Origin of the sequence: Halomonas sp. PAMB 3264, from assembly GCF_031954245.1 — a bacterium.
In the GTDB taxonomy this organism is placed as follows: domain Bacteria; phylum Pseudomonadota; class Gammaproteobacteria; order Pseudomonadales; family Halomonadaceae; genus Vreelandella.
Map to the genome: position 1 here is coordinate 328,253 of NZ_CP134866.1, position 26,296 is coordinate 354,548.

The 26,296-nt window shown below is 62.1% G+C and carries 21 protein-coding genes; 9 read left to right on the top strand and 12 right to left on the bottom strand.

What is annotated here, in order from left to right; all coding sequences use genetic code 11:
• Position 1 precedes the first annotated feature (1 nt).
• The 3 genes from RN347_RS01515 to RN347_RS01525 are packed head-to-tail and all read right to left on the bottom strand — an operon-like array spanning position 2 to position 3,491.
• Complete coding sequence (locus RN347_RS01515; protein ID WP_263585378.1) at positions 2-859, bottom strand: ABC transporter permease; 858 nt, start codon at positions 857-859, stop codon at positions 2-4.
• Positions 860-891: 32 nt separating this feature from the next.
• Positions 892-1,833: an ABC transporter permease gene (locus RN347_RS01520; protein ID WP_263585377.1), complete on the bottom strand. Its 942-nt coding sequence runs from the start codon at positions 1,831-1,833 to the stop codon at positions 892-894.
• Between the two features lie 56 nt (positions 1,834-1,889).
• Positions 1,890-3,491: an ABC transporter substrate-binding protein gene (locus RN347_RS01525; RefSeq protein WP_311959580.1), complete on the bottom strand. Its 1,602-nt coding sequence runs from the start codon at positions 3,489-3,491 to the stop codon at positions 1,890-1,892.
• A gap of 216 nt (positions 3,492-3,707) precedes the next feature.
• On the opposite strand from RN347_RS01525, the gene RN347_RS01530 reads away from it, so the two are divergent.
• Positions 3,708-4,622 (top strand): LysR family transcriptional regulator, encoded by a 915-nt coding sequence (locus RN347_RS01530; RefSeq protein WP_311959582.1) that lies wholly within the window; start codon positions 3,708-3,710, stop codon positions 4,620-4,622.
• Positions 4,623-4,658: 36 nt separating this feature from the next.
• On the opposite strand, the gene speB is transcribed toward RN347_RS01530, so the two are convergent.
• Positions 4,659-5,564 carry an agmatinase gene (gene speB, locus RN347_RS01535; protein ID WP_311960808.1) on the bottom strand — a complete coding sequence of 302 codons (906 nt, stop codon included), beginning with the start codon at positions 5,562-5,564 and terminating at the stop codon, positions 4,659-4,661.
• 130 nt (positions 5,565-5,694) lie between these two features.
• Here speB and RN347_RS01540 point away from each other — a divergent pair, with 130 nt between their 5' ends.
• Both RN347_RS01540 and hpxO read left to right on the top strand, forming a co-directional pair.
• Positions 5,695-6,642 carry a LysR family transcriptional regulator gene (locus tag RN347_RS01540; RefSeq protein WP_263585374.1) on the top strand — a complete coding sequence of 316 codons (948 nt, stop codon included), beginning with the start codon at positions 5,695-5,697 and terminating at the stop codon, positions 6,640-6,642.
• Between the two features lie 157 nt (positions 6,643-6,799).
• Positions 6,800-8,002, top strand: a complete 1,203-nt coding sequence (gene hpxO / locus RN347_RS01545; RefSeq protein ID WP_311959585.1) for an FAD-dependent urate hydroxylase HpxO — start codon at positions 6,800-6,802, stop codon at positions 8,000-8,002.
• A 50-nt stretch (positions 8,003-8,052) separates the two neighbouring features.
• On the opposite strand, the gene RN347_RS01550 is transcribed toward hpxO, so the two are convergent.
• A complete protein-coding gene (locus RN347_RS01550) occupies positions 8,053-9,375 on the bottom strand; it encodes a divalent metal cation transporter (protein WP_311959587.1) in 1,323 nt (440 codons plus the stop codon).
• A 187-nt stretch (positions 9,376-9,562) separates the two neighbouring features.
• On the opposite strand from RN347_RS01550, the gene RN347_RS01555 reads away from it, so the two are divergent.
• On the top strand, positions 9,563-10,201 hold the full coding sequence (locus tag RN347_RS01555; protein WP_311959588.1) for a hypothetical protein: 639 nt from the start codon (positions 9,563-9,565) through the stop codon (positions 10,199-10,201).
• A gap of 68 nt (positions 10,202-10,269) precedes the next feature.
• On the top strand, positions 10,270-10,542 hold the full coding sequence (locus RN347_RS01560; RefSeq protein WP_263585370.1) for a DUF2798 domain-containing protein: 273 nt from the start codon (positions 10,270-10,272) through the stop codon (positions 10,540-10,542).
• Between the two features lie 13 nt (positions 10,543-10,555).
• Here the strand turns inward: RN347_RS01560 and RN347_RS01565 are convergent, their stop codons facing one another.
• The 6 genes from RN347_RS01565 to RN347_RS01590 all read right to left on the bottom strand — a co-directional run bounded on the left by RN347_RS01565 (position 10,556) and on the right by RN347_RS01590 (position 18,631).
• Positions 10,556-14,005 carry a PilC/PilY family type IV pilus protein gene (locus RN347_RS01565; protein ID WP_311959591.1) on the bottom strand — a complete coding sequence of 1,150 codons (3,450 nt, stop codon included), beginning with the start codon at positions 14,003-14,005 and terminating at the stop codon, positions 10,556-10,558.
• A gap of 6 nt (positions 14,006-14,011) precedes the next feature.
• Positions 14,012-14,449 carry a pilus assembly PilX N-terminal domain-containing protein gene (locus RN347_RS01570; RefSeq protein ID WP_263585368.1) on the bottom strand — a complete coding sequence of 146 codons (438 nt, stop codon included), beginning with the start codon at positions 14,447-14,449 and terminating at the stop codon, positions 14,012-14,014.
• Positions 14,446-15,438, bottom strand: a complete 993-nt coding sequence (locus RN347_RS01575; protein WP_311959593.1) for a PilW family protein — start codon at positions 15,436-15,438, stop codon at positions 14,446-14,448. The genes RN347_RS01570 and RN347_RS01575 overlap by 4 nt, the downstream gene beginning before the upstream one ends.
• Before the next feature lies 1 nt (position 15,439).
• Positions 15,440-15,853 (bottom strand): type IV pilus modification protein PilV, encoded by a 414-nt coding sequence (gene pilV / locus RN347_RS01580; RefSeq protein ID WP_311959597.1) that lies wholly within the window; start codon positions 15,851-15,853, stop codon positions 15,440-15,442.
• 17 nt (positions 15,854-15,870) lie between these two features.
• The gene (locus RN347_RS01585) at positions 15,871-16,374 is read right to left on the bottom strand and encodes a GspH/FimT family pseudopilin (protein WP_263585365.1); all 504 of its coding nucleotides are present in this window, start codon (positions 16,372-16,374) and stop codon (positions 15,871-15,873) included.
• A 283-nt stretch (positions 16,375-16,657) separates the two neighbouring features.
• Positions 16,658-18,631: a methyl-accepting chemotaxis protein gene (locus RN347_RS01590; protein WP_311959603.1), complete on the bottom strand. Its 1,974-nt coding sequence runs from the start codon at positions 18,629-18,631 to the stop codon at positions 16,658-16,660.
• A 326-nt stretch (positions 18,632-18,957) separates the two neighbouring features.
• Here RN347_RS01590 and RN347_RS01595 point away from each other — a divergent pair, with 326 nt between their 5' ends.
• From RN347_RS01595 to RN347_RS01610, 4 genes are all read left to right on the top strand, one after another.
• Positions 18,958-19,146: a hypothetical protein gene (locus tag RN347_RS01595; protein ID WP_263585363.1), complete on the top strand. Its 189-nt coding sequence runs from the start codon at positions 18,958-18,960 to the stop codon at positions 19,144-19,146.
• Entirely contained in the window at positions 19,139-20,608 is a 1,470-nt protein-coding gene (locus tag RN347_RS01600; RefSeq protein WP_311959607.1) for a sodium:solute symporter family protein, read from the top strand. Before RN347_RS01595 ends, RN347_RS01600 begins: the two co-directional genes overlap by 8 nt.
• 333 nt (positions 20,609-20,941) lie before the next feature.
• Complete coding sequence (locus tag RN347_RS01605; protein ID WP_311959610.1) at positions 20,942-22,513, top strand: Re/Si-specific NAD(P)(+) transhydrogenase subunit alpha; 1,572 nt, start codon at positions 20,942-20,944, stop codon at positions 22,511-22,513.
• Between the two features lie 16 nt (positions 22,514-22,529).
• Positions 22,530-23,972, top strand: a complete 1,443-nt coding sequence (locus RN347_RS01610; protein ID WP_311959613.1) for an NAD(P)(+) transhydrogenase (Re/Si-specific) subunit beta — start codon at positions 22,530-22,532, stop codon at positions 23,970-23,972.
• A 108-nt stretch (positions 23,973-24,080) separates the two neighbouring features.
• Here RN347_RS01610 and RN347_RS01615 read toward each other — a convergent pair whose 3' ends face one another.
• Positions 24,081-26,084, bottom strand: a complete 2,004-nt coding sequence (locus RN347_RS01615) for a methyl-accepting chemotaxis protein (RefSeq protein ID WP_311959617.1) — start codon at positions 26,082-26,084, stop codon at positions 24,081-24,083.
• Between the last annotated feature and the right edge of the window lie 212 nt (positions 26,085-26,296).

The following is a 26,296-nucleotide window of genomic DNA, read 5'->3' on the forward strand; positions in this document are numbered from 1 at the left end:
CTCAACTCTCCTTGCGCTTCATGGTGGGGTCCAGCGAGTCGCGCGCCGCGTCGCCCAGTAGGTTGATCGACAGAATGCACAGCGACAGCAGAAAGCCCGCCCAGAAGATCAGCGACGGCTTGAGCTGAAAGTAGATGCGCCCGTCGGACATGATGTTGCCCCAGGTGGGGATTTCAGAGCTTAGCCCTACGCCCAGAAACGACAGCGTGGCCTCGGTCAGAATCGCCGCGGCGCACACGTAAGTGCACTGCACGATGAGCGGGGCGAAGGTGTTGGGCATCAGGTGGCGCCAGAGAATCGTGCGAGTGGGTGTGCCCATGAGCGTCGCGGCTTCCACGAAGGCCTCTTCCCGCGTGGCGAGCACGTTGGAGCGCACCAGACGTACGATCTGCGGGATCTCCGGTACCGTGATCGCGATCATCAACATCCAGAGATTCGCCGAGGTGAGCGAGACGATGGCAATGGCCGCCAGAATGCCGGGAATCGCCATCAGCCCGTCCATGAAGCGCATCAACACCGCGTCGATGGCGCGAAAGTAGCCGGCAATGAGGCCCAGCGGCAGACCGATCAGAAGTGTGAGCGCCGCCACACCGACGCCGACGGTGAGCGAGACGCGGGCGCCGTACACCACGCGTGAAAAAAGATCGCGGCCGTAGGCATCGGTACCCAGCCAGTAGGTGGCATTGGCCTCCTGTAGCCGGTTGGCGGGATTGATCGCAGTCGGATCAAAAGGGGCGATCAGCGGGGCCAGCAGCGCCATCAGCGTAATGACGATCAAAATGATGGCGGCGATCCACGTGGTGGTGCGCGGGCGCAGGTGCAGCAGTCGAGAGGTCACGGCGTGCAGTGATGGGCGCATGCCGAACCTCCGGGGATAGGTATAGGTGGTCATCAGTAGCGGATCCTCGGATCGGTCACGGCGTAGGAGAGATCGATCAACAGATTGATCAGCACGTAAAGCCCGGCGGTCAGCAGGATGATCGCCTGGATCACGGGGTAGTCCCGTGCCAGCACGGCATCGATGATCAACCGCCCGAGCCCGGGGATGTTGAACACGCTTTCAGTGACCACCACTCCGGAGACCATCAGCGCGAAACCGGTACCGATGACGGTGAGAATCGGCACGCCGGCGTTTCTCAGCGCGTGGCGAAACAGCACCAGCCGCTCGCCCAGGCCCTTGGCGCGGGCGGTGCGGATGTAATCCTCCTTGAGCACTTCGAGCATGCTGGCGCGGGTCATGCGCGCGATCAGCGCGATATAGACCGACGACAGCGTCAGCGCTGGCAGCACCAGGCGGCTGGCGAATTCAGTAAAGCCGTGTTCCAGGCTGCGATAGCCCTGTACCGGCAGCCACCCCAGGTTGATCGCGAACACCTGAATGACGATGTAACCAATCACGAAGACGGGCACGGAGAAGCCGACCACGGAAATCGACATGACGAGATTGTCGATCCAGCTTCCCTGACGCCAGGCGGCGATGACACCCAGGGGCACCGAGATCAGCACGGTGAAAACGATGGCCGCCACCGCGAGGCTAACGGTAGGCGCAAGGCGCTGGGTGATCATCGACAGCACCGAGGTCTGGGAGATCAGCGAGGTGCCGAAATCTCCCTGGAGCATGTTGCCCATCCAGATGACGAACTGGGTGTAGATGGGCTGGTCGAGCCCGAGTGCTACGCGAATGCTCTCCACCTGGGCGGGGCTTGCCATGTCGCCGGCGATGATCACCGCCGGGTCGCCCGGGGCCAGGCGCAGTAGAAGAAAGACGCTGAGCGCGACTACCAGCATTACCGGTATGGCCGCCAGCAGTCGGCGAATGAAGTAACTGAGCATGGGAAACTCCTCACATGGGCAGGCAGAACCCCCCGCCCGCCGGCGGGGGCGGCGGGTCATTCGGCCTTGTGCATGCCCCAGAACACCGGGATGGGGCCGGCGACGACATCGCTTAACTCGTCACGCCAGGAGATCACGTTCTGGAACTGGCCCAGGGGCACGAAAGTGACCTGCTCCATGGCCTGGCGCTGAATATCCTCGGCAAGTGCTTGACGCTCGTCGCCTTCAATCGCGAGAGCAAACTCGTCGAGCAGCGCTTCCATGTCCGGGTCCGTGGGCCAGCCGAACCAGCTATCCTCTTCGCCGGTGCTGATCAAAAGCGGGTTGATGCTCGGCGACCAGAGACTATCCACGCCGAAGTTGGTGAAGATCATGTCCCAGCCGCCGTCGCTCGAGGCCTCGCGGCTGGCGCGCTGGCTGACCAGGGTCTGCCAGTCCATCTGGCGAAGCTCGACGTTGAAGCCGGCGGCTCGAAGCGCCTGGGCGACCACCAGCGGCTGCGGCGTCAGCGTGGCCACATCCGAGGGCTGAAGCAGCACGATGGGCGTGTCGTCGTAACCCGCCTCCTCGAGCAGCGCGCGCGCCTCGTCCAGACTGCCGCCGCTGGTCAGTGACTCGCCGCCGGCCTCACTCGAGAGTGCAGTATTACAGCCGTAGACCGACGCGCAGGTTTCATAAAATCGTGGGTCGCCGACGAGAGCTGCCATCACGTCGTCCTGACCGATGGCGAGCAGCGCGGCGCGGCGGATGCGCTCGTCGTTGAAGGGAGGGTGGAGGAAGTTCATGCGGGCGAGTGTCAGCATGCCGAGCGGGTCGAGCACCTCGGCGTGAATCTCGGGGTTGCTCTCCAGAAGCGGCAGCAGATCGAAGGGCGTGCGTTCGATGTAGTCGATATCGCCGCTGTTGATGGCGTTGACCATGGTCTGCACGTCCGGCATGTGGATCCACTCCACCCGGTCTACAAACACTTCCTTGCTGCCCGCGGTGCCGGAAGGCGCCTCGTCGCGCGGCACGTACTCGTCGAAGCGTTCGTACACCGCCTTGACGCCGGGCTGGAAGGCGTCGCTCACGAAGCGAAACGGTCCGGAGCCGATCTGGTTGGGCAGCGGCTGGCCCGGCTCGATCGAGGCGACCGCCTCGGGCATCATGAACGCGGCCACCGCCGAGGGCTTGGCCAGAAGGCCGATGACATCGCCAAGCGCGGTGGTCAGTTTGAGCTCGACGCGATGATCGTCCAGCGCCGTCAGGCTCTCGAGATGATCGAAGATCAGTGTGCCGCCCGGGTCGAAGCTCGACCAGCGCTCGAGCGAGGCGATGCAGTCCGCCGCGGTCACGGGGCTTCCGTCGTGCCAGGTCAGCCCCTCGCGCAGGGTGAAGGTGTAGGTGAGGCCATCCTCGGAGACCTCCCAGTCCGCCATCTGCGGCTGCGGCGTCAGATCCGCATCCAGCCCAATCAGCGTATCGTAGATCATATAGCCGTGGTTGCGAGCGATGGTGGCACTGCTCGATACCGGGTCGAGTGCGCGCAGCGCCGAGTGCATCACGGCGTTGACGGTGGTGTCGGCGCTGGTTTGTGCGCTGAAGGATAAGGCACTGGCCAAGCCCAAAGCGGTCAGCAGCGTTTTTTTGGGGAAACGGGCAGGGAACGTCGGATTCATCGCAATCTCCATTGGTATTGTTGGCGGCTGGCGATTACCACGTTGATGGTGGGCAGATCGGCGCTTGTTATTGGTGGGGCGCCTTGTCGATCTGCCTCGGGCGGTGCTTCTTTCTCGATACTAGTGCTGGCAAAGCCCATCACGTTAGCGGTATTTTTCGAAAGCGGTATTGCCTTTTAAGCAATACCCGAACCCGTCCCGACCTGGAGGTTTTCAATGAACGAGCGGCTTCTGATCGACCCCGCGCTGCGCTATTTTCTGGAAATCGTGCGCCACGGGTCGATCAACAAGGCCTCCCAGACACTGCACGTGGCGCCCTCGGCGGTCAGCCGTCAGATCGCACGATTGGAGTCGGAGCTTGGCAGCCAGCTCTTCGAGCGCCACCCCGCCGGCATGCGCCTGAGCCCCTCCGGCGAGCTTTTGGCCGCTCATGCGCGCAAGGCGCGTCTGGACGCCGCCCGGGTGATCGAGGAGATCACCGGGCTCGAGGGTATTCAGCGGGGAACGGTGCGCATTGCCAGCATCGAGGGGCTGGCGAGCTATCTTCTGCCTCACGTGATTAGCCTCTACCGCGAAAAACACCACGGCATTCATTTCGACGTCATGGTGACGTCCTCGACGGACGTGATTCAGCGGGTGTGCGAGGGGCTGGTGGATATCGGACTGACCATCTCACCGTCGCCGGAGAAGAACATCAAGGTGGAAAAGCGCGTCATGGCGCCGATTCACGCGGTCATGCACCGCTCGCATCCGCTCGCCGACAAAAAGCAGGTGTCGCTTGCGCAGCTGGGAAGTTTCGATCTGGCGCTGCCCACCGAGAACACCACCATCCGCCAGCTCTTCAACGTCAGCTGCAGCCGTCAGGGACTTCTGATCGAGCCGGTGATGACCAGCAACTTCGTCACGACGCTGGTGCACTTTGCGATGTGCCAGGGCGGCATCACGCTGATCGGTGACGTGTCGATCCGGCATCTGGGTGAGTCCGCCGAGCTGGTGTCGCTGCCGATTCGCGATCGGGAAATGAGCGGACGCACGCTGGAGGTGCAAACGCTTGCCGGGCGCGTGCTGCCCAAGGGCGTGGCGGACTTTCTGGGGGATCTGTGCCAGGCACTGGAAACGCAAACGCCGTAACGCAGGGCGTCACGGCGTCGCTCGCGAAGGCGTTGGTCAGGCGTGGGCTTTGCCCGCCGCCAGCACGTACAGAAATTCAAGCCCCAGGGTCGCGGCGGCAAGCGAGGTGATGTCGCCGTGATCATACGCCGGGTTCACCTCGACCACATCCATGCCGACAAGCTCCATGCCGACCAGCCCGCGAATGACCTTCAATAATAGGTCGGTCGACATGCCGCCGCACACCGGCGTCCCGGTGCCCGGGGCAAACGCCGGATCGAGGCCGTCGATGTCGAGGCTTACGTAGGCCGGGTGGTGGCCGACGCGGGCGCGGATCTTCTCGAGGACGGCTTTCGGACCGTGGTCGTTCACCCAATCGGCGTCCAGCACTTCATACGGATGATTGTGGCGGTCATAGCTTGTCCGAATGCCGATCTGCAGCGAGTGCTCCGGCACCACCAGGCCTTCCTTGAGCGCGTGGTGAAAGATGGTACCGTGATCGAAGCGCGTGCCCTGCTCGTAGGTGTCGGTGTGGGCATCGAAGTGGATCAGCGCCAGCGGGCCATGCTCGCGGGCGTGCGCGCGCAGTAGCGGCAGGCTGATGTAGTGATCGCCGCCGAGCGTCAGCATTTTCTTGCCGGCACCGAGCCAGCGCCCGGCGTGGCTCTCCAGGTTGTCCACCAGGCTTTCCGGCTCGCCGTAGGCGTAGTCCAGGTTGCCCGCGTCAACCACGCAAAGGCGCTCTTCCAGGGCAAAGTCCCAGGGCCAGCGCTTGCCTTCCCAGATCAAATTCGCCGTGGCCTGGCGAATGGCGTTGGGGCCCATGCGCGTGCCGGCGCGCCCCGAGCAGGCGAGATCGAAGGGCACGCCGCTGATCACGACGTCCGCATTACTCGCTTTTGGGTCAGTGGCTTTTTCCACGTTCATGAACGTCGAGATAACATCGCCGAACAGGCTTGGCATGATAGGGGACTGGGCCACTCGCGGGCGCCTCCTCGAAAGGGAGTGAAGGCGAAGACGATAAAAGGTTTTGAGTAATGAATGAAATGAATGTTTAGAATCGGATCATTCGCAATATGAATGGTGATTCGCCATGAAGTTGTTTCGGCATTTCGATCTGAACCTGCTGCGCGTTTTCGTGACGCTCATGCAGGAGCGTCACGTCACTCGGGCGGCGCTAAAGCTGCATCTTTCCCAGCCCGCCATCAGTCACGCGCTCAAGCGGCTGCGCGAAGGGCTCGACGATCCGCTGTTCGTTCGCATCGAGCAGGGCATGCAGCCCACGCCACGGGCCGAGGCGCTGCTGCCGACCGTCGTGCAGGCACTGGCGCTGCTCGAGCAGGGGCTCGCCCCGCCCGCAAGCTTTGCCCCGGCGACCAGCGCGCGCCACTTTACCCTGGCCACCACGGACTACTTCGAGGAGGTGATGTACCCGCTATTTTTGAGCCGGCTGCTCGGCCAGGCGCCGGGGCTGAGTTTCTCGATCGAGCTGATCACGCCTGACGCACTCGACGAGGGTCTGAAAAGCCGCCAGGTGGATATGGTGGTCGGGCTCGATAGCCGCGTCGAGCTGCCTACCGGAGTGGTGAGTACGCCGTGGCTCGATGAGGAGTGGGTGTGTTTGGCCGCGGCAGACAATGTCCAGGTGGGGGCATCGCTAACGCTTGGCGACTTTGCCGCACTTGCCCACGTCGAACTCGCCGACATCAGCGGGCTCGGGTTGGGGCCCATCGACGGCTGCCTGCGTGCGCACGGATTGAGCCGGCGGGTGATCTCGCGCAATCTCAACTATATCGCCGCGGCCCGGGTCGTGGCGCTGACCGGGGCGATCATGACGCTGCCCCGGCACATGGCCGAGCGCTTCATCGCGCTACTGCCGGTGCGCCTGGTCGAGGCGCCGCCGGAGCTTGGCGCGCTGACGCTCACCCTGATCCAGCACGAGCTCTACGCGCGCGAGCCCGCCACGGCCTGGTTGTTCGATGAGCTTCGCGCCTTCGCCGCAAGCCAAACGGCTTCGGGCTGGCCCGATTCTTGCCCGTAACGTTCGGGCCCACGGCATCGAACCCGGTGACGTGTGGCTGGCAGGGCGTGGCTATACGCTTTGCCCGGCGGATGCGGTAGGCTCGAAGGAACGCGTTTTGTATACGAGCGTCGCCACGTCGTTTCACAACGCAATTTCATTTCGATCAGGAGGCGTTATGGCGCTGGATATTGTCGTCATTGGTGCGGGCATGGGCGGGTTGAGCGCGGCGCTGGCCTTCAAACGCCAGGGCCACCGCGTGCAGGTCTTCGAGCGCGTCGAACAGATGCGCCCGGTGGGAGCCGCGATTTCGCTATGGCCCAACGGGGTAAAAGTGATGCATCGGCTGGGGCTGGGCAGCGCCATCGAACAGATCAGCGGCGAGATGACGCGCATGCGCTACCTGAGCCACGAGGGTCACCTGTTAAGTGATTTCTCGCTCACCCCGCTGTATGAGGCGGTGAATCAGCGCGCCTGCCCGATTTCCCGCGCCGCGCTTCAAAAGACCCTATTCGACGCCGTGGGCGCCGAGCATATTCGGCTCGGGCGCCACTGTGTGGATGTTGAAAGCGATGATGAGGGTGTGACGGCCGTGATGGAGGATGGCGAGCGTGTCAGCGCTGATCTGCTGGTCGTGGCCGACGGCACGCACTCAAGGCTTCGCGATAAAATCGTCGGGCAGCGGGTGGCGCGCCAGTACGTGGGCTACGTGAACTGGAACGTGCGCGTGGCGGCCACCGAGGCGCTGGCGCCGCTCGAAAGCTGGGATCAATACGTGGGCGAGGGCAAGCGCGTGTCGCTCATGCCCATGGGGACCGGCGGTAACGACGAAGGGCAGCAGGAGTTTTACTGCTTTTTCGACGTGCCGATGGCGGCAGGCTCGCAAAGTGACCCGAGTCGCTATCGCGACGAGCTAAAGACGCATTTCAAGGGTTGGAGCCCGGCGGTGCAGGCGCTGATCGAACAGTTCGACCCCGCTCGCATGGCGCGGGTCGAGATTCACGACATCGAGCCGCTCGAGCGGCTGACCAATACGCGGGTGGCACTGATGGGCGACGCGGCCCACGGCATGGCGCCGGACCTTGGGCAGGGCGGCTGTCAGGCGATGGAGGATGCCTGGGTGCTGAGCGAGGCCGTCAGCGCCGCGCTTGATGAAGCGCCTGATACCACGACGGCGCTTGCGACAGCGCTCGAACGCTACGACGGCGCGCGCGTCGAGCGGGTTGGGGAGATCGTGGCGCGCGCGCGCAAGCGGGCGGCGATGATTCACGGCGAGAACCCCGCCGAGACCCAGGCCTGGTACGAGGAGCTTGGCCGCGAGGATGGCCACGGCGTGCTCGAAGGGATTCGCAAAACGGTGGCGGGCGGCCCACTTGCGTGACCGCCCGCCGAATTTGCACGATGAACGTGCGTGATGCGCTTGCCTGAGGCTTACATGACGAACTGGACGACGATATAGCCCACCGACAACAGCGTCAGCGTGGCGATCGCCAGCCAGCTCCAGGCATTAATCAGTTTGGAGGGGCGAAGTGATACCGGCACGGTGGCGCCGTTAGCGGTGAAGTGGTTGAGTGCGGCGAGAATTGGGCTCAACAAAAACGCCACCACCATCACGAAATCCATGAACAGGCGAAAGTTGCCCATTAGCGTATAGAGAATGACCGCGGCGAACAGCGAAAGCCCGATCAGCGAGATCAGAAACGCCGGGCTGCCCTCGATCGTGCGCGACTCTTCGGTCGCGCCCACCGGGCGGGTGAAGGTGTACCAGGAAGCACTGATCATGCGCGGGAAGCCGTCGAGCACGGTCAGCAGGGTGGTGAGCATGACAGTAAACGCGGAAATGCCCACGACCACGCCGCTCCACTCGCCGAGTGTGTTGGTGTAAAGGCTGATGACCTGGCTTGCAAAGCCGACCGCGCCGTCCGCCGGGGTAATGCCTTGGCTATGCATGACGCCGGCGCCCATGATCACGAAGCACGCTGCCAAAACGCCGGCGCCGATATAGCCGATGTTGAAATCGATCTTCTCGGCGGTCGTGTCGCTACGCTTGCCCTGGGTTTTATTGCGCGCCTCGGACCACAGCGAGTTCATGACCGCCAGCGTAATGTCCGAAGGCATCAGGCCCAGCACCGCGACCAGCGTCACGAAGGTCGCCACGCTCCAAAGCGGCGAGGCCGCGGTGGCCGGATAAAAGGTCCAGTCCACCAGCGGCAGGGCAACGATGGCGGCCAGTACCGTGGTCACGCTCAAAATCACCACGAACACCTTGTTGACCCAGTCCAGCAGCCGGTAGCCGCCGGCGAAAGTGAGCACGCCGCACAGCGCGATCAGAATCACCGCCACCGTGGGCGGGCTGAGGGTCAGCGGCACGATGCTGCCGGCCAGCCCCGCCGTGGTGATCGCAATGGCGGCGATGATGATCGCGGTGACCGGAATCTGCACCAGCGCGAAGAGCCCCACCACCGAGCGGCCGAAGGTCTGACGGTAGCCTTCGACCAGCGACTTGCCGGTCACGCTGACATAAAACGGGCCGAAGAAAAACGACGGATACTTCAACAGCACCGCGAGCAGAATAAATCCTAAAAGCCCTACGCCGTACTCGGCGCCGGCGCGAGTGGATTGCACCACGTGGGAGGTGCCGATGGCCGCGCCGGCAAACAGAAAGCCGGGGCCAAGCGCGGCCAGGTACTTTTTGGCGCGCGACGGTGAGCGCGCCACGTCGTCACGCAGTGAAGCGGAGTCTTGAGAGGGCATTGGGAGTTCCTTGTGAGCCGGATAACCAGCCAGGCGGTATGATTGTTATGGCCTTCGCTGAGCGTGGCGCTATGGTAGCCTGGCTCGCCTGCGCTTTCATGCCGCATTTGACCATGGTGGTAGATCTGTTAAATATGAAGGGCGCACGCTTCACCCCCTCCTTTCACCCTCTTCAATAGGCCGGCCCATGCTCATCGCACTCGTTTACGGTTTGATCTTCGTCGGCGTCACCGCCACGCTCTATCAGCTTTACGCGGTGAACTACGCCATCAATTTCGACAACGCACAAAAGCTCTCCTCCACCAATCGCGCAAAGCTTGCGCGGCTGGGCGCGGCGGCAGGGCATCGTGGGCGGGGAGAAAATGCGCAAGCGGAAACCTTCGATCACGCTGTTGATGCGACCCTGGGCGAGCACTTCGATAAAACGCTGGCGCGTGAGGCGATCGAAAGCAACGATGAGAACGCCGCACGCGCGCTGCTACGCCGCCACGACGATCTACGCTTTGGCTCACGCGTAAGCGCCCGCATGGGGCCGTTGGGCCGCGCTCATTTGCCCCGGCGCGACTGGCGGGCGCTGTTCATTACGCTGGTGATCATCAATAGCCTGATCGCGCAGTTTTTGGGCGGCATGAGCATCTATACGCTGCTCTACCCGGTGCAAGCGCCGGCGCTTGTCTGGCTCAACGAGCCGGCGATCCTGATGGGGCTTATTTTTTTGCTTCTGCCGGTGAATCATCTGCTCGGTCAGCTGGATTTCTACCTGAACGATCTTTACCGTATTGGCCAGCTCACACGTCAAAAGGGCGCAACAGCGCGTTTCGTCTGAGACGCCTTCATATTAGGCTTGAGAGTGGTTAAGGTAGCAGGCTCATTAAATAGATGAAGACCCTGTTCATGAGCTCAAAACGCTACCCCGAGCAGCGCCTGCTGGCGGCGCGCAAGCTGCACCCGAAGTTCACGCCCGTGGTCTTCGCCTTCTACATGTCCTCGATCATGGCGTTTTTGATGACCATCGTGATCACGGCCGTCAACGCGGGGATGGCCGAGGGCTTCATGTCGCTGGTCTGGCAGGCCTACCAGATAGCCATGCCGGTGGCGTTCGTGTGTATCCTGATCGTGCGCCCGGTAGTCGCCCGGCTGGTGCAGTGGACCGTGCGCTCGGTGTAGCCCGCTGGATGCATCAATCGTTGACCTGCCGCCAGGAGCGCCGACCAAGCGGCGCCTCATTGAGTTCGACGGTAATCACGCCGGTGTCGCCGGCATCCGGGTTGCCGGTGAACAGCGTCTCTTCCCCGTCACCGTTTTTAATGCCCACCAGGCGCTCGCCGCTGCCTAGCTGAAGCCCAACGATCGCATCACCGTTGAGCAAGAGGCCGGTATCGATTTCGCCATCCCTGTTGAAATCGAAGATAGTGCCGCCGCCGCTGCCGCCGCTCTCGGCTACAAGCGAGAGAAAATAGCCCACGCGGCGCACGTTACACGGATTCGTGGTGTCGGGCCGCATGGTTGAAAAACGCACCCGACGGGGCAAGCCGCTCGAGAACGATGGCGAGGCAATGACGCGCTCACCCGCTGGCAGCACCATGCGCCAGCCCAACTGGGTCGTCAGTGGTTTATTGGTCGTGGCACGCACGGTCATACCGCTCTGAGTGCCGGTCGCACTGATTTCTTGCACCAAAAGCTGTCCGGATGCGACTGAAGTCGTGCGACTCTCCTGATCACGAATACCGATCAGCTGCTGCACGCTCTGATCGTTGCCGTCCTGGGTTCTGAAGTAGCTGCCGGTGCCGAAGATGACCATCAATCGGTTATCGGCCCCGCCGCTCAAGGTGACCGCCGGCGCTGATGTGATCGGCTGGGTACGCGCGCCGGTATAGAGTTTGGTGATCGTGCCATTTTGGGTAAGCGGGAAGCGCCACAGATTGCCGTTCAAATCCCCGGCGTAGGCAAAGCGGGCGCCGCCGTTGAACGTGGGCCATGCGGTGACCGTGGGCGTGGCCAGTCCATTGGGGGTATCCAGGCTGCCTTCGCCGGTGTCGAGTCGGGCGACGAGCGCGCCTGTCTGCAGGTCGACTACGTAAAGCGCGGCCTTGTAGCTTGTGCTGTTGTAACCGTTGCCGAAAATGGCCACCCAGCGGCCGTCGCTAAGCTGGGTGATGGTGGGCTCGCTCACGCCGCTGCCAAGCTCCGGTCGGCGAAACTCCCACAGCACGTTTTGCGCGCCCATATTAGTCGGATTGCTCACGTCCAGCGCGAACACTGTACGCCCGCCGGCACCCATGGTGCCGACCGCGATGGCACGTTTATTGCCGTTTGACAGCGTAATTTCCCGCGCCGCGGGGGTGCCATCCATGAAGTAGCGGTGGCTATAGCCCGTGCGGGTCAGCTCGCGAAGCGGGGGGGAAGTGCCTTGGGTAAGCTCGGCGGGCAGGTAGGCGAAAAGTTCACGGCCGGTATTGGCGTTAAAGCCGTGCAGCATGCCGTCGTTAGCGGCGACCAGTAGAAGTGGCGGGCGCGACTCGCGCCCAGGCAGTAGCACCGGGCTTGCGTTGATGATGTCGCCCAACGGCGACTGACGGATGCGCAGTCCGGTCTGGTTAGACCCTTGGAACCAATTGACTTCGGCTTGAGTAAGGCCGCTGGTGCTTGTCGAGAGTAAAGCGCCGGCCTTGCGCTGACCTGTAGGCTGGTGCGAGGTGAGCAGTCGTCGGCTGCCGACCTGTTGCGCAAGCATCGTTTCGGCATCCCAGCGTGGGGTGCGCTGGCCGCGCTCGTTTACAGCGGAGGCGACCAGCCGCCCCGACCAGTCGCCGCTTCGGTAGCCCGCGCTGTAGACCAGGTTGTTGCCTTGCAGGTCGAAGGTGTCGCTACTGACCGCCGAGGCGGTGCTCGACTGCGACGAGCTGATGATGCGACCCAGCACCTGACGCATGACCTGGTTGAGCGAGGCCTCGTCGTTGGCGAAGTAGGCGCGCTCGGTGCCGCCGGCTTTAGCCAGCTCGCCCAACGGGTCGGTGGGTACGCCCGGCAGATTGTTGATGTCCGGCGGCAGGTTGAAGCCCACTACGTAGGTGCGCACCGGGTTAGGCAACGCACTTGCGGTATCGCTGTAAAGGCGGCGAATGGCGTTCTGAGCATCGGTCAGTGCCTGGCTTACGTTATTGCCTAGCGAGCGACCGGTACGGTCTACCGAAGGCAGGCCGTCGGTGAGCCAGATGTTGGCGTTAACCAGGCACTGGCGAGCCGTTGTGTTGCTCATGTTCGGAATCGTAATACCTGATTGGCGCCCCTGCGCGCTGCTAAACGAGGTGCCACTGCTGGTGTTGTTGAGAAAGTAGTCCCGCACGGTGTACATGGTGCCTTCGATAGGCGTTAGACCGGTGGCCAGCAAAGGCCAAGCGGGATCGGTCATCGGGTTCCCGAGGCCGTTCCAATCGTGGCGCTGGGGCTGCAGTTTGGTGAGAATCGACTGCCAGTGTGCATCGTTGATCGAACCGTTCGCGTTCAGCCCGCCGATAGGCACGTGCAGGTAACCAAGCCCGGGCGAAGAGGCGGTACGCCACTCGAGTTGGTTTAGCGCTAGCGAGGCGATATGCGGACCCCAATTAGGGATGCCGCGCTGGCGAAGACTGTCGACCAAAGGGAGATTGTAGGTGCCGACGATGGGAGTGCGCCCTAGAAAACCCGTGTAACCCACGATAACGGGGTCGTCGTACCAGACCCGGTTGGGTTCGACCACGGGCCGGCCAGTGTTATAACCGGCAAATCCTCTGAAGCGCTCGACCACTTGGTCCGAGGTCGCTGTCGAGTTCTGAATACTGTACCAGTACTCTGTCACGTCCCGAGTCGGCACGCCGGTGGAGAACGTCTCCTCGAAGCTATAGCCCGGCACGCCCACGTTGAAGAAGGTGTAGTAGCTACTGTTAGGCAGGCGGGCACGATAGCGCTTGGTCGAGGCGTCCCATGCGCCGGTAAAACCTGGATTGTACCAACCTGGATTGGGGTCGGTGGAGTAACGTGCCGCTAGCGCCCGCTCGGTCAGCCGCCACACCACGGTGCGACCATTGAAAGCGTCGTCGCGGGTGCGGGAAGCCGGGTTCTGCTGATACGCCATCAGCCCCAGGTTGATATCCCCCCGATACCGGTCGATCAGATCACGACCCACCTTTTTCATAATGCTCGATTTGCTCAACGGCGAGCGCGCCCCCGCCGGGCATTGGGACGCGTTGAACGTCGTGAGCTGGCAAGCGGCTAACGTTTCACGATCGCCCAGGGCGTTACCAATCGCTACGCGCCCATCAAGCCCTTCCTGTCCACTCTCGGAGTTGTCCAGAATAAGCAGAATGTTGGGCGGAACCTGGCTGACCACGTTGAGCGGCGCGTTGGAGAGCCCGGTTCTGTCCGCGGGAACCACGTAGTTCTCGTCTACCGTCCCTTCGCCGCCGCTGATCGGCGTAGTCGGCGTAGGGGCGGGCTGGGTGGGTTCCTGCGGCGTCGGCTGGGTCGGCGTGGGCTCTGTCGGTGGCGGCGGGTTGTAGGTCGTACCGCCCCATGCCGGTGCCGTAGCCAGCCACATTAACAGTGCCAGCCAGCGCGTAAGTAAAAGCCGAGTACCGCTATGTTGGGACATGATCGATTACTCCACGCGAACGTAAAAGGCTTCGAGCCTGACGCTGGTATCCGTCAAGCGGCCACTTCCTCGAGCTTCGAGACGATAGAGGACCTCAAGTGTTTCGACCCCTTGGCTGGTAACGCGTGAGCCGATCACTTCGCCGGTTTGCTGAGGCATTTGATACTGCCCTTCGATGGTGGCACTTGCGCTATCTGCCGTGTAGGACGTCCACGTCGCTGGGGGCTTATTGCCTCTTTCCAGTACGCGCTCGGCCTCCTGCAGCGCGGCCTCGGCGGCCTGCAACGCCACGCTGTAATCCTGCTGATTGAGAGCCATGCTTCCCTGAGTCATGGCGCCCTGCATCGACGAGAGGCTCACCAGCGTCACGATCGTGAGAAAGATCAGGCTGAGTATCAGCGCCATGCCGCGCTGGGCCACCGGATAGAAGTCATCGTTTTTCACGACCGATTCCTCAGGTCGATGGTGGTCGTAAATACCTGATACAGGCGTCCATCGTTGGCGGTGAACGGGTTCGAACGGAAGTTACCGGTTTCGATAGTCGTCGGGGTTTGGCGCAAGTCGGTGCGCTCGCTCTGCACGATCAGGCTTACGCGCACCGCGCGTACGTTCTGCCACTCGTTGGCGTCCACGTCATTGACGGTGACGTAAGCATCGTTTTTCAAAAAGCGGGCGCGCAGCGCGACCACGTGGCTGGCGAGCACTTCGTTGACCGGCGTGGCGGTACTCGTATCCAAACGCATTAGCGAGGGTCTATCGGCGTTGGTCGGATCGCGGCCCAGGTAGTAAACGCCGCTGGTCAGCGCGGTCAGTGTGACAGCCTGGTTCTGGGTATAGGGCAAGGGCGCCGCCTGCGCGCTGCCCGCGGGCCAGCCCGTGGTACTTTTTTGTAGCTGGTCGGGCTGGCTGGCCGCATTGAGAAAGAGCTCGCAGCGCTGCGCGCTTTGAAGCAGCAGCATTTGGCCAGCCGCGTTATGAGCGGGCGCGAAGCTGAATGTCTGGTTGGATACGCCCGTAATACGGCCTTTTATCGGTGTGCCCGCCGCGCGATAAGCGATCACTTGAGCGTTGGCGAGGGGCTGCTCAAAGGTACTCGAGAGCGTCGTGTTCTGGGGAGAGGCAAACCCCTGCAGGCCAGGGGCGGGCGCGATGTTCGTCGTGCGCGCAAGGCTTGGAATGCTCACGTTGATCTGGCCCGGCGCGCAGCCACCTCTGAAGTCTGCCTGACGAAGTTCGCGGGCCAGTGTCTCCAGCGCGAAGCGCCCGGTATCCTGCATGTTGGCCAGTGCCGTAGTCACGCGATAATTCTGCTGCGAGGCGATGAACAGCTGGGTGGCACCCAGAATCACCAGCACCCCGATGACCATGGCGACCAGAAGCTCGATGAGTGTAAAGCCTGTTTGTTTTTGGAAGACGCCACGAGCGGTATTCATTTCATAGCTCCGTGACCAGCTCGATCGTGCGTTTGCCGCTCGAGAAAGGATTGTTGAAGCGCACCGCGACGCTGACCTGACCATTCACTTCGATCTTGCCCTCGCCTTCGGGCAGCACCGCCTCGAGGTCGCATATCCACGTGGCGGTATCGTTGGCCACAAGCCCCGGGCCACTGCAGTCTTCGCCAACGTCTTCGTCAAAGTCCAGGTTATAGGCGCTAGCCTCATCGGGGTTGGCGCGAATCCGGTCCATCATGTCCTGAGCCATGTTGGTGGCTTGGGTTTCCAGGTAGGCGCTTCGCTGCTGAGTCAGTGCATTGGTTTGCAGCGCCACCACGCCCAGAAGGCCCACCGACATGATCAGCATGGCCACCAGCGACTCGATGAGCGAAATACCCTGCTGTGTCCGTCTCATATGGCTTCAGCCTCGCATCAGGTCGTGCACGCCCTGGGGGTGTCCTGTACGCGCGAAAGGCCGCTGGGTTCAAGACGGATACAGCGGCCTTTTCCATCGGCTTGCTCACCCAGCCAGATCGATATCCAGACGGTCTCGGGGCGGCTTCGTTGCAAGCGCCCCAAGCTGTTGAACGCCAGCCCCCCCGAAATGGGCTTTTTGGCCGCATCGAGAACTTGAATCTCAAGCCCCCGGGTGGACTGCGGCCAGTAGCGTAGCGCTTGGCTTCCAGACGCGACCTGCCAACCCGCACTCCATCCTTCGGGCAAGGGCGTAAGCGTCACGCTTTGATTGCGGCGAACCGCCTCGCTTCGTGCGTAATTCATGGCGGTCTTGAACTCATTGGTGGCGCTCACGACACGGTTGATCTCGATCATGCGCAGGAAATTGGGAAATCCGACGCCCAGCAGAATCCCCATGAGAGCCAGCGCCACTAAAAGCTCCAACAGCGTAAATCCTTTCAGGTAACGGTTACGGGCCATGGCATACTCGCTATCGGACCGAGCAGAGCCACTGTGCAGAGGGCTGCCATTGATCGATATGAAATAGTTAATTCGCTTCTAGCATTAAAGTACCAGATGAAGATCAAGGGTAGCGTTGAAATACCCGGGGTGAATAGGCCCATTTGCGTCGATACGTTCACTAGCCTTACGGTATCCCGCATTACTGATACCGACTTGTTCATCACCTCTTGACGTCATGTGACCGGGGCAGCCAGTGCGGCCCCGGTTGTCTCAGGTGCTCTCTTTTACCAGGAGAGCGATATTAAAACGCTTCCCACTCCGGTTCGGCCACCGAGGGTTTGGCAAGCGCTTTGGGCGCTGCCGGTGTTTGAGGTGGTATCAATGAAGAGGGTTTGGCCGGGTGCCGGGTTGCGACGTGGGTGGTGTGATCGAGAATGAACTCACCCATCAACCGATCCAGCTGCTCGGCATTTTCACGCATGCCTGCTGCAAGCGAGGCGCTCTGGCTGACCATGGCGGCGTTTTGCTGGGTCATGGTGTCCATTTCCGCTACTGCCGTATTCACCTGCTCGATGCCTGCTGTCTGCTCGCGAGCGCCCGCGGTGATTTCGCCGACCACGTCGGAGACCTGGGTGATGCTGCGGTGAATCTCGCGCATCTGCTGGGCGGCGTGGCGGACGATATCGTTACCCTGCTGGGCGTGATCGACCGAGACGTCGATCAGTGTGCGAATCTCCTGAGCCGCGCTGGCCGAGCGGCTGGCCAGGGTGCGAACCTCGTTGGCCACCACCGCGAACCCACGGCCCTGTTCGCCGGCGCGAGCGGCTTCTACCGAGGCGTTGAGCGCCAGAATGTTGGTTTGAAAGGCGATGGAATCGATCAGTCCGATAATGTCGCTGATTTTCGTCGAGGACTCGCTGATGGAGGCCATCTTCTCTTCCATGCGCGCCATCGACTCGGTGCCCCGCTGGGACGCACTGGCCGCCTCCACGGCGAGTCCGCTGGCCTGTTCGGAGGCCTGGGAGGTATGGGCGACCGTCGAATGAATTTGCTCCATCGAGGCCGAGGTCTCCTGAAGATTGGCGGCCGCCTGGTCGGTGCGCGTGGAAAGCTCCTGGGTGCTATCGGCCATGTCCACGGCGGTGCTCAGCACCGTCTGGGCGTTGTGGCGTACTTCTGAAAGCGTGGCCTGCATGCGCTCGGCGAAGGCGTTGAAGCCCTGGGCCAGATCGCCCACTTCATCCTGGGTATCGACGCTCAAGCGGCGGGTCAAATCGCCCTTGCCCTGGGCGATATCCTTCATGGCCCGTGCGGTGTGCTTGATGGGGGCGAGCGCGCGGCGCGCGGCGAACGCCACCACGATCAGCAGCAGGCCGAACAGCACGACGCCTGCGATCAACAGCGACATCAAAAGCTGGTGGGTGACGCCGGTAAAGACCGACATCGGCACCGTGGTGCCGACCACCCAGGACGTCTCATCGACCGGGCTCCAGATCAGCGTTTTGCGCTCGCCGCTGGGCATGACGATCTCGCCGGTGCCCGGCTGGCCGCTGAGAATATCGCCGCTGAGCGCGCTCAACCCTTCGTAATCATGGGTTTCATCGCCATCGGCGTAGTTGAGTGTGAGCCGGTAATCCGCGTTGGGGTGTGCAATCACGCGGCCCTGGCTGTCGATGAGCCAGCCGTAGCTGCCTTTTCCGACATCGATATCGGTGGTCACGCTCGAGAGGGTATCGAGCGATAGGGCGATGCCGATGATCCCCACGCGCTGGCCCTGCTCGTTAAAGAGTGTTTCCACCATGAGCGCGGCGGGCTCGTTGGTTGCCTTGGAGACGAAGGGGTCGAGCAGCATGCGATCCGCCGTGGCATCGGTCATCAGCGCCTGGAAATAGGGGCGCTCGGCGATATTGAGCACCATCCCTTCCTGGTTGATGGTATTGCCCTGCGCGTCAGAAACGAACAGGGACTCGATCGTGCCGTCGGTTTGATAGCGTTTGGCAAGCCAGTCCACATGTCTCTCCAGCGGTGCGCCCCGGCTCAGGCGCTCGTCCTGGGCGAGTACGTTCAGCCATTTGCGATAGCCGTTCAGCCACTGGCTGACTTCGTCGGCCCGGGCGTCCACCTGACGCATGGCCGTGTTGTCGATCAGCGATGGAATGGCCCGGCTCAACTGGGCTTGAACGATGATGCCCAGCACGATAGCCACCCCGCATAGCGGCAGCGCCACGGCGAACAGCAGCTTTTGGGTCAACGACAGGTGAGAAAGCTTGCGCATTGATGGCCTCGGTTTTTACGACATTATTTGACGGCGTGGTTGTCACGAATCGTTTTACGGCATCGTTTTACGACCGGGGCACAACACGACCTCGTACGCTGGCGAATCGGTCGAGCGGAGAAGCTTGCCCAGGGCTACGGCACCCGTTGTAATAACGACTCACGAGGCGACGACTTTAATAAAAATGTTCGCATTTAATTAAAATGGCGAAATTTTGCATTATGTTATGGGGTTTCGGCGTTTACCTGAGTATCAGGGAAGCGTTTACGGCGACCTGGCGTGTATGCTTGCTCGCTGGACTTAAAAACAACACAACGAGGTGACCTATGGCGCGGGACAAGTGGATAGGGGCTATCGCGATGCTGGTAGTGCTGTGCTGCCTGGTACCCTATACCCTGCTTTCAAACGTGGCGGCCTGGTACGGCAGCTTTCTTTTTTGGAGCGTGGCGGGCGTCGTCGTGATTGCGCTGAACGTGTTCATTACCAAGGGGTTCAAGGAGCACGATCGTGACTGAGTCGATGATCTGGATGGCCATTGCCGCTTATCTTGCGGTATCGGTGATGATCGCCTTTCTCTCCCGCCAGAAGGGCGTGGAGAGCATGTCGGGCTTCTTTTTGGGCAATCGGCAGATGAACGGCTTCGTCTCGGCGCTGAGCTACAGCGCGACGACCTACAGCGCCTTCATGATGGTAGGGCTTGCCGGGCTGACCTACGCCGGCGGCGTGGGCGCGCTCGGTTTCGAGATCATCTACTTCGCCGGGGTGTCGCTGGTGGCGATTTTCGGGCCGCGCTTCTGGGCGGTCGGCCGCGCGTTCGGCTTCGTCACGCCCAGCGAAATGCTCGGTTTTCGCTATCACAGCAAGGCCGTGGCGCTGTCGATGTCGATCGCCAGCTGTATCTTTTTGATTCCCTACTGCGCGGTGCAGCTCGCGGGGGTGGGGTATCTGCTGGAGGGCATGACCAACGGGGCGATCGGTTTTACCACCGGGGTGTTGCTGGCCACCGCGATCGCGATTTTCTTCTCTTATGTGGCGGGCATCCGCTCGGTCATGTGGACCGATTCGCTGCAGGCGCTGGTGATGATCGTCGCCTCGACGCTGGTCGCGCTGTTGGTCATTCAGGCGCTGGGCGGTTTTGGCGAGCTGTTCGATACCCTTGCCCGCGAACACCCTGACGCCTTGACCGTCCCCGGTTCCGGACTTTTCAGCCTGACCACGTTTCTGGGGCTGAGTATCCCGTGGTTTTTCTTTAGTCTCTCCAACCCTCAAGTGAGCCAGCGGCTGTTCATGCCGGCGTCGCTTTCGGCCATGCGCCAGATGCTGATCGGCTTCATGGTGTTTGGCTTCGTTTATACCCTGGTGTCCATCCTATGGGGCTTTTCCGCGCTGACGGCCTTTCCGGGGCTCGAGCGAGCGGATCTCGCCACCCCCACGCTGTTGGGCTCCGACTTCATTCCGCCGCTTCTGGGCGTGATCGTGATGGTCGGTATTCTGGCGGCGGCGGTCTCTACCATCGACTCCATCATGCTGACGCTGGCCTCGATGCTCTCGCGGGACGTGTATGCGCACGTAAAAAATGATGTGAGCGAAAAGCGCCAGCTGCTGGTCGGCAAGTTCGTCGTCCCGGTGATCGCGCTATTGGCGCTGGGCTTTGCCGAGCTTCAGCTCGATTTGATCGCGGTGCTCTCTGTGGCTGCCTCGTCGGGGCTGGTCGCCGTGGTGCCGGCGATCATTGGCGCGTTTTTCTGGCAGCGCGGTACGGCGTTCGGCGCGCTTTTGAGCATTCTGGGCACCAGCGCGTTCGTTCTCACGATGTACGCGACCGGCAACGCGCTTTGGGGGCTACCGGCGGGTATCTGGGGCATCGCCGTCGCAACGCTGTTGTTCGTCGGTGGGAGCCTTTTGACCACGCCCCACGAGCCGTCCCGGGTGGCGTTTTTAGACGCGGTGAACGACGTACTGACCAAAAGACGCTAACCCGCAGTCCTTATACTTTGCGAGAAGCGCCCAAGGCCGCGGGCGATAGGGCTATAGGTGATAGGGCTATGGGTGATAGGGCTATGGGTGATAGATCGATGGGTGACAGGACGACGGTTTAAGCGTCTTAGCCGAAATGCGAATAGTGATGAACGTAATATTACTACATAGTGGCTGGTTTTGAGATTGCGGGTGGTTTTGAAATTACCGGTGCCTGGGTAGATAACACTGCTGGACAACAAGAGGCGGCTCTGTACCGGGCCGCGTTTCGATGCCGCGCCGACGTTTGGCGAGTAGGCGCGGCGGGGCTTTCTCATTCAGGGGAGACGACGAGTGAAAATAGGCGCACTAAAAGAGAGCAGCCGGGGCGAGGCGCGGGTCGCCCTCACCCCGGAGAGCGCGGGGCAGATTCAAAAGCTGGGCCACGAGTGCCTGATCGAGACCGGGGCCGGCGTGGCCGCAGGCTTCGACGATCAGGTTTACCGCGACGCCGGGGTGATGGTGGTCGATACCGCCCAGGCGATTTTCGAGGCCGCCGAGGTCGTGATCAAGGTGCGCGAGCCTTCTGATGAGGAGGCCGAGCGCCTGCGCGAGGGCCAGACGTTGATTTCCTTCTTCTGGCCGGCCCAGAACGAGGCGATGCTCGAGAAGTGCCGCGCCAAGGGCGCGACGGTCATCGCCATGGACATGGTGCCGCGCATCTCGCGGGCGCAGAAGATGGACGCGCTCTCTTCCATGGCCAACATCGCGGGCTACCGCGCGGTGATCGAGGCGGGCAACAACTTCGGGCGCTTCTTCACAGGCCAGGTGACCGCCGCGGGCAAGGTGCCGCCGGCGAAGGTGCTGGTGATCGGCGCCGGCGTGGCCGGGCTTGCCGCCATCGGCACTGCGACCAGTCTCGGTGCCGTTGTGCGCGCCTTTGACGTGCGCCCGGAAGTCTCCGAGCAGATCGAATCGATGGGCGCGGAGTTTCTGTTTCTCGACTTCGACAACGCCCAGGACGGTTCGGAAAGCGGCGGCTACGCCGCGCCCTCGAGCCCGGAATTTCGCGAGAAGCAGCTCGAGTGCTTCCGCGAGCAGGCATCCGATGTCGACATCGTCATCACCACCGCGCTGATTCCCGGCAGGCCTGCGCCGAAGCTCTGGCTCGAGGACATGGTCGCGGCCATGAAGCCGGGCTCGGTAGTCATCGATCTCGCCGCCGAGAAGGGCGGCAACTGCGATCTGACGAAGCCCGATGAGCGGGTGGTGTCTGATAACGGCGTGATCGTGGTCGGCTACACCGATTTTCCCTCGCGCATGGCCACACAGTCATCGCTTTTGTACGCCACCAACATTCGCCACATGCTGACCGACCTGACGCCTGAAAAGGACGGCGTGATCGATCACAACATGGACGATGACGTCATTCGCGGGGCTACGGTCACGCACCAGAATGACGTCACCTTCCCGCCGCCGCCGCCGAAGGTGAAAGCGATCGGCGCGTCCAAGCCCAAGCCAAAGGAGAAAGAGCCCACTGCCGAGGAGAAGAAGGCTCTAGAGACCGCCGCCTTCAAATCCCAGACCAAACGCCAGGCCACGCTTCTGGCCGTGGGCGGGGCACTGATGCTGCTGCTCGGCCAAGTCGCACCGGCCTCGTTCATGCAGCACTTTATCGTCTTCGTGCTGGCGTGCTTCATCGGCTTCCAGGTGATCTGGAAAGTGAGCCACTCGCTGCACACGCCCCTGATGGCGGTGACCAACGCGATTTCCGGCATCATCATTTTGGGGGCGGTGCTACAGATCGGCTCCGGTAGCGCGATCGTCACGCTCATGGCGGCGATCTCGGTGCTGATCGCGACCATCAACATCGTGGGGGGCTTTCTGGTGACACGCCGGATGCTCGCCATGTTCCAGAAATCCTGAGCGGCGGAGAAACGGTATGCTGAGTCAAGGGTTCGTATCCGCCGCGGCGATCGCGGCGAGTGTGTTGTTCATCCTCTCGCTGGGCGGGTTGAGTAATCAGGAAAAAGCCAAGCGCGCCGTCTGGTACGGTATCGTCGGCATGGCGGTGGCAGTGCTGTTCACCGCCTTCGGCCCCGGTATCGGCGGCTATGGCTGGCTGATTCCGATGATCGCGATCGGGGCGGCGATCGGTGCCTATCTGGCGCGCAAGGTCGAGATGACCGAGATGCCCCAGCTGGTGGCGGCGCTGCACAGCTTCGTGGGCCTGGCGGCGGTGTTCGTCGCCTGGAGCGCGGATCTCGAGCGTCGCCGGGTGCTGGCGGCGCGCGCTGCCGACGGCGTGATGCAGGAGTTTTCGGCGTTCGCCGCGCTGGTGGCCACCAAGGCGCCAGATGAGCTGACGTTCTTGCAGGTCGAGGTAGTGCTCGGCATCTTCATCGGCGCGGTGACCTTTACCGGCTCGGTGATCGCGTTCGGCAAGCTCGCCGGCAAGGTCGATGGCAAGCCGCGCCAGCTGCCCGGCGGGCATCTGCTCAACGCGGGTGCGGCGGTGCTCTCGCTGCTGCTGGCCATTTTGTATCTCAACGGCGCCGGCTTCTGGACGCTGTTGGTACTGGCGGGTTTGGCGTTCTTCATCGGCTACCACCTGATCATGGGCATCGGCGGCGCCGACATGCCGGTGGTGGTATCGATGCTCAACAGCTACTCCGGCTGGGCGGCGGCGGCGATCGGCTTCACGCTCTCCAACGACCTGCTGATCGTGACCGGGGCGCTGGTGGGGTCGTCGGGCGCGATTCTCTCCTACATCATGTGCAAGGCGATGAACCGCAACTTCGTCAACGTTATCCTCGGCGGCTTCGGTGGAAGCCAGGGCCCGGCGGCGGAGATCGAGGGCGAGCAGGTGGCGATCGACGCCGGCGGCGTGGCCAGCGCCTTGAACGATGCCGATAGCGTCATCATCGTGCCGGGTTACGGCATGGCGGTCGCCCAGGCACAGAGCGCGGTGAGCGACCTGGTGCGCAAGCTGCGCGCCGCCGGCAAGGAGGTGCGTTTCGCCATCCACCCGGTCGCCGGCCGCCTGCCGGGACACATGAACGTGCTGCTGGCAGAGGCGAAAGTGCCCTACGACATCGTGCTGGAGATGGACGAAATCAACGACGATTTCGCCTCGACGGACGTGGTGATCGTCATCGGCTCCAACGACATCGTCAACCCGGCGGCGCAGGAAGACCCGAACAGCCCGATCGCCGGCATGCCGGTGTTGAAGGTCTGGGAGGCCAAGCAGGTGTTCATCTCCAAGCGCGGCCAGGGCACCGGCTACTCCGGCATCGAGAACCCGCTGTTCTACAAGGAGAACAGTCGCATGTTCTACGGCGATGCGCGGGAAAGCCTGAATACGCTGTTGCCGCTGGTGGACTGAGTTCACCGGGCCGGAACGAAAAACCCGCGATCCAGGATCGCGGGTTTTTTTATGGGCCGCTGTTGACGGACAGCCCTTCAAGGGTAAACGTGACATCGGTCCGAGGCGTTAGAACTCTTCCCACTCCGCCACTTCCGGCTGTGATTTGCGCGACGCGACGGGCTTGGCCGGCGAGGGCAGCGCGGAGGTGCCCTGAGACGCAGAAGGCCCTGCTGAAGCGCGTCCGGTAGAGGAGAGCGCAGAGGCGAACGAAGGCGACTCGTTGCCCAGCACGAACTCGCTCATCAGCCGGTCCAGGCGCTCGGCGTTTTCGCGCATCTGCGCGGCGAGCGAGGCGTTCTGGCTGACCATGCTGGCGTTTTGCTGGGTCATGGTGTCCATCTCTGCTACCGCGGTGTTGACCTGATCGATCCCCGAGGTCTGCTCGCGCGCACTAGCGGCGATTTCGCCCATCACGTCCGTGACCTGAGTGATGCTCTTGTGGATCGCGCCCATCTGCTGGGCGACCGCATCGACGATCTGGTTGCCTTCCTGGGTGTGGCTGACCGAGACGTCGATCAGCGCGCGGATATCCTGAGCGGCGGTGGCCGAACGGCTGGCCAGGGTGCGCACCTCGTTGGCGACGACGGCAAAGCCGCGACCCTGCTCGCCGGCGCGCGCCGCCTCGACCGAGGCGTTGAGCGCCAGGATATTGGTCTGGAAGGCGATCGAGTCGATCAGGCCGATGATGTCGCTGATCTTGTGTGAGGATTCGTTGATCGCCTGCATCTTGGTCTGCATCTGGCGCATCGACTCGTTACCGCGCTGGGAGGCCCCGGCGGCTTCGAAGGCGAGGCCATTGGCCTGCTCGGACGCTTGCGAGGTATGCGCGACCGTCGAATGAATTTCCTCCATCGACGCGGAAGTTTCCTGCAAATTGGCCGCCGCCTGCTCGGTCCGCGACGAAAGCTCCCGGGTGCCATCGGCGATGTCGCCGGCGCCGATTAGCACCGTCTGCGCGTTATTACGCACTTCCAGCAACGTGCCCTGCATGCGCTCGACGAAGGCGTTGAAGCCCTTCGCCAGATCACCCACTTCATCCTGCGTCTTGACCTCCAGCCGGCGCGTCAAGTCACCCTTGCCCTGGGCGATATCCGCCATGGCGCTGGCGGTATGTTTGATGGGCGCCAGCGCGCGGCGTGCAGCCAGCGCCACCACGACCAGCAAGAGCCCGAAGAGCACCAGCCCGACAATCAGTAGCGAAAGCAAAAGCCCGTGGGTCACCGAGGTGAACACCGTCATGGGGATGGTCGTACCCACGACCCAGGACGTGCCGTCGACGGGGTTCCACATCAGTCGCTTGTGCTCACCGTTTGGCATGGTGATCTCGCCGGCACCTGGCGTGCCATCAAGCATTTGCGCACTCAAGGCACTCAGCCCTTCATAGCCGTGGGTCTGATCGCCTTCGGTGTAGTTGAGTGCCAGGCGATATGACTCTTCCGGATGGGCAATGACCTGGCCTTGGCTATCGATCATCCAGCCGTAGCTGCCTTCGCCGACATTGATGTTCGTCGTGATATCGGAAACGGCGGACATGGCCACGGTAATACCCAAAAGGCCGATGCGGTTGCCGCTATCATCGAACACGGTATCGACGATCAGCGCGGTGGGTAGTCCGCTCACCATGGAAACCACCGGATCTGCCAGCAGCGTATCCGCGGTGCCGTCGACGACCAGCTCGCGAAAATAACCCCGCTCGGAAATATCCAGGCGCACGCCGGCGTGAGTCAGCGTATCCCCCTGAGCGTTGGCAAAAAACAGTGACTCGATAGCGCCATTGTCGGGATAGCGTTTGGCAAGCCACTCGAGATGGGAAGAGAGTGGAACGTCTTCGGCCAGCCGCTCATCCTGAGCAAGCGTTGCATTCCAGCTTCGCAGCCCATTGATCCAGCGACCTATCTCGTCGGCACGCGCGTCTACCTGACGAGCGGCAGTATTGTTGATCAGCGACGGTATCGCCTGATTAAGTTGAAAATTGACCACCACGCCCAGCACGAGCGCCACGGCCAGCAAGGGTAACGCGACCGCGAAAAGCAGCTTTTGCGTTAACGAAAGACGAGCAAACTTACTCATTGATATCCCCAGTAGAAAAAAGTCGGGCGCCGCCGAGCCGGCGCGAGCATAGATACATTGTTAGTGTTTTTACTTAACTGATAACGGCGGATCCGTGGGTAACTTGAGCTAAAAGGTCGGCATCTTGCTTTATTTTCGTTTAAAGATCGTTGTTGTTTTTTGGCTTAAAAGTATATTGGCGCTGGAGACAGTGGACTCGATCCAACCGTCGG

What these genes read in the sequence shown, in the direction of transcription:
- RN347_RS01550 (WP_311959587.1), bottom strand. Translation starts at nt 9,375, where the DNA reads ATGCCCTCTCAAGACTCCGCTTCACTGCGTGACGACGTGGCGCGCTCA.
- RN347_RS01575 (WP_311959593.1), bottom strand. Translation starts at nt 15,438, where the DNA reads ATGAATACCGCTCGTGGCGTCTTCCAAAAACAAACAGGCTTTACACTC.
- speB (WP_311960808.1), bottom strand. Translation starts at nt 5,564, where the DNA reads ATGCCAAGCCTGTTCGGCGATGTTATCTCGACGTTCATGAACGTGGAA.
- RN347_RS01555 (WP_311959588.1), top strand. Translation starts at nt 9,563, where the DNA reads ATGCTCATCGCACTCGTTTACGGTTTGATCTTCGTCGGCGTCACCGCC.
- RN347_RS01590 (WP_311959603.1), bottom strand. Translation starts at nt 18,631, where the DNA reads ATGCGCAAGCTTTCTCACCTGTCGTTGACCCAAAAGCTGCTGTTCGCC.
- RN347_RS01615 (WP_311959617.1), bottom strand. Translation starts at nt 26,084, where the DNA reads ATGAGTAAGTTTGCTCGTCTTTCGTTAACGCAAAAGCTGCTTTTCGCG.
- RN347_RS01515 (WP_263585378.1), bottom strand. Translation starts at nt 859, where the DNA reads ATGCGCCCATCACTGCACGCCGTGACCTCTCGACTGCTGCACCTGCGC.
- RN347_RS01530 (WP_311959582.1), top strand. Translation starts at nt 3,708, where the DNA reads ATGAACGAGCGGCTTCTGATCGACCCCGCGCTGCGCTATTTTCTGGAA.
- hpxO (WP_311959585.1), top strand. Translation starts at nt 6,800, where the DNA reads ATGGCGCTGGATATTGTCGTCATTGGTGCGGGCATGGGCGGGTTGAGC.
- RN347_RS01525 (WP_311959580.1), bottom strand. Translation starts at nt 3,491, where the DNA reads ATGAATCCGACGTTCCCTGCCCGTTTCCCCAAAAAAACGCTGCTGACC.
- RN347_RS01520 (WP_263585377.1), bottom strand. Translation starts at nt 1,833, where the DNA reads ATGCTCAGTTACTTCATTCGCCGACTGCTGGCGGCCATACCGGTAATG.
- RN347_RS01610 (WP_311959613.1), top strand. Translation starts at nt 22,530, where the DNA reads ATGCTGAGTCAAGGGTTCGTATCCGCCGCGGCGATCGCGGCGAGTGTG.
- RN347_RS01585 (WP_263585365.1), bottom strand. Translation starts at nt 16,374, where the DNA reads ATGGCCCGTAACCGTTACCTGAAAGGATTTACGCTGTTGGAGCTTTTA.
- RN347_RS01540 (WP_263585374.1), top strand. Translation starts at nt 5,695, where the DNA reads ATGAAGTTGTTTCGGCATTTCGATCTGAACCTGCTGCGCGTTTTCGTG.
- RN347_RS01560 (WP_263585370.1), top strand. Translation starts at nt 10,270, where the DNA reads ATGAGCTCAAAACGCTACCCCGAGCAGCGCCTGCTGGCGGCGCGCAAG.
- RN347_RS01595 (WP_263585363.1), top strand. Translation starts at nt 18,958, where the DNA reads ATGGCGCGGGACAAGTGGATAGGGGCTATCGCGATGCTGGTAGTGCTG.
- RN347_RS01565 (WP_311959591.1), bottom strand. Translation starts at nt 14,005, where the DNA reads ATGTCCCAACATAGCGGTACTCGGCTTTTACTTACGCGCTGGCTGGCA.
- pilV (WP_311959597.1), bottom strand. Translation starts at nt 15,853, where the DNA reads ATGAGACGGACACAGCAGGGTATTTCGCTCATCGAGTCGCTGGTGGCC.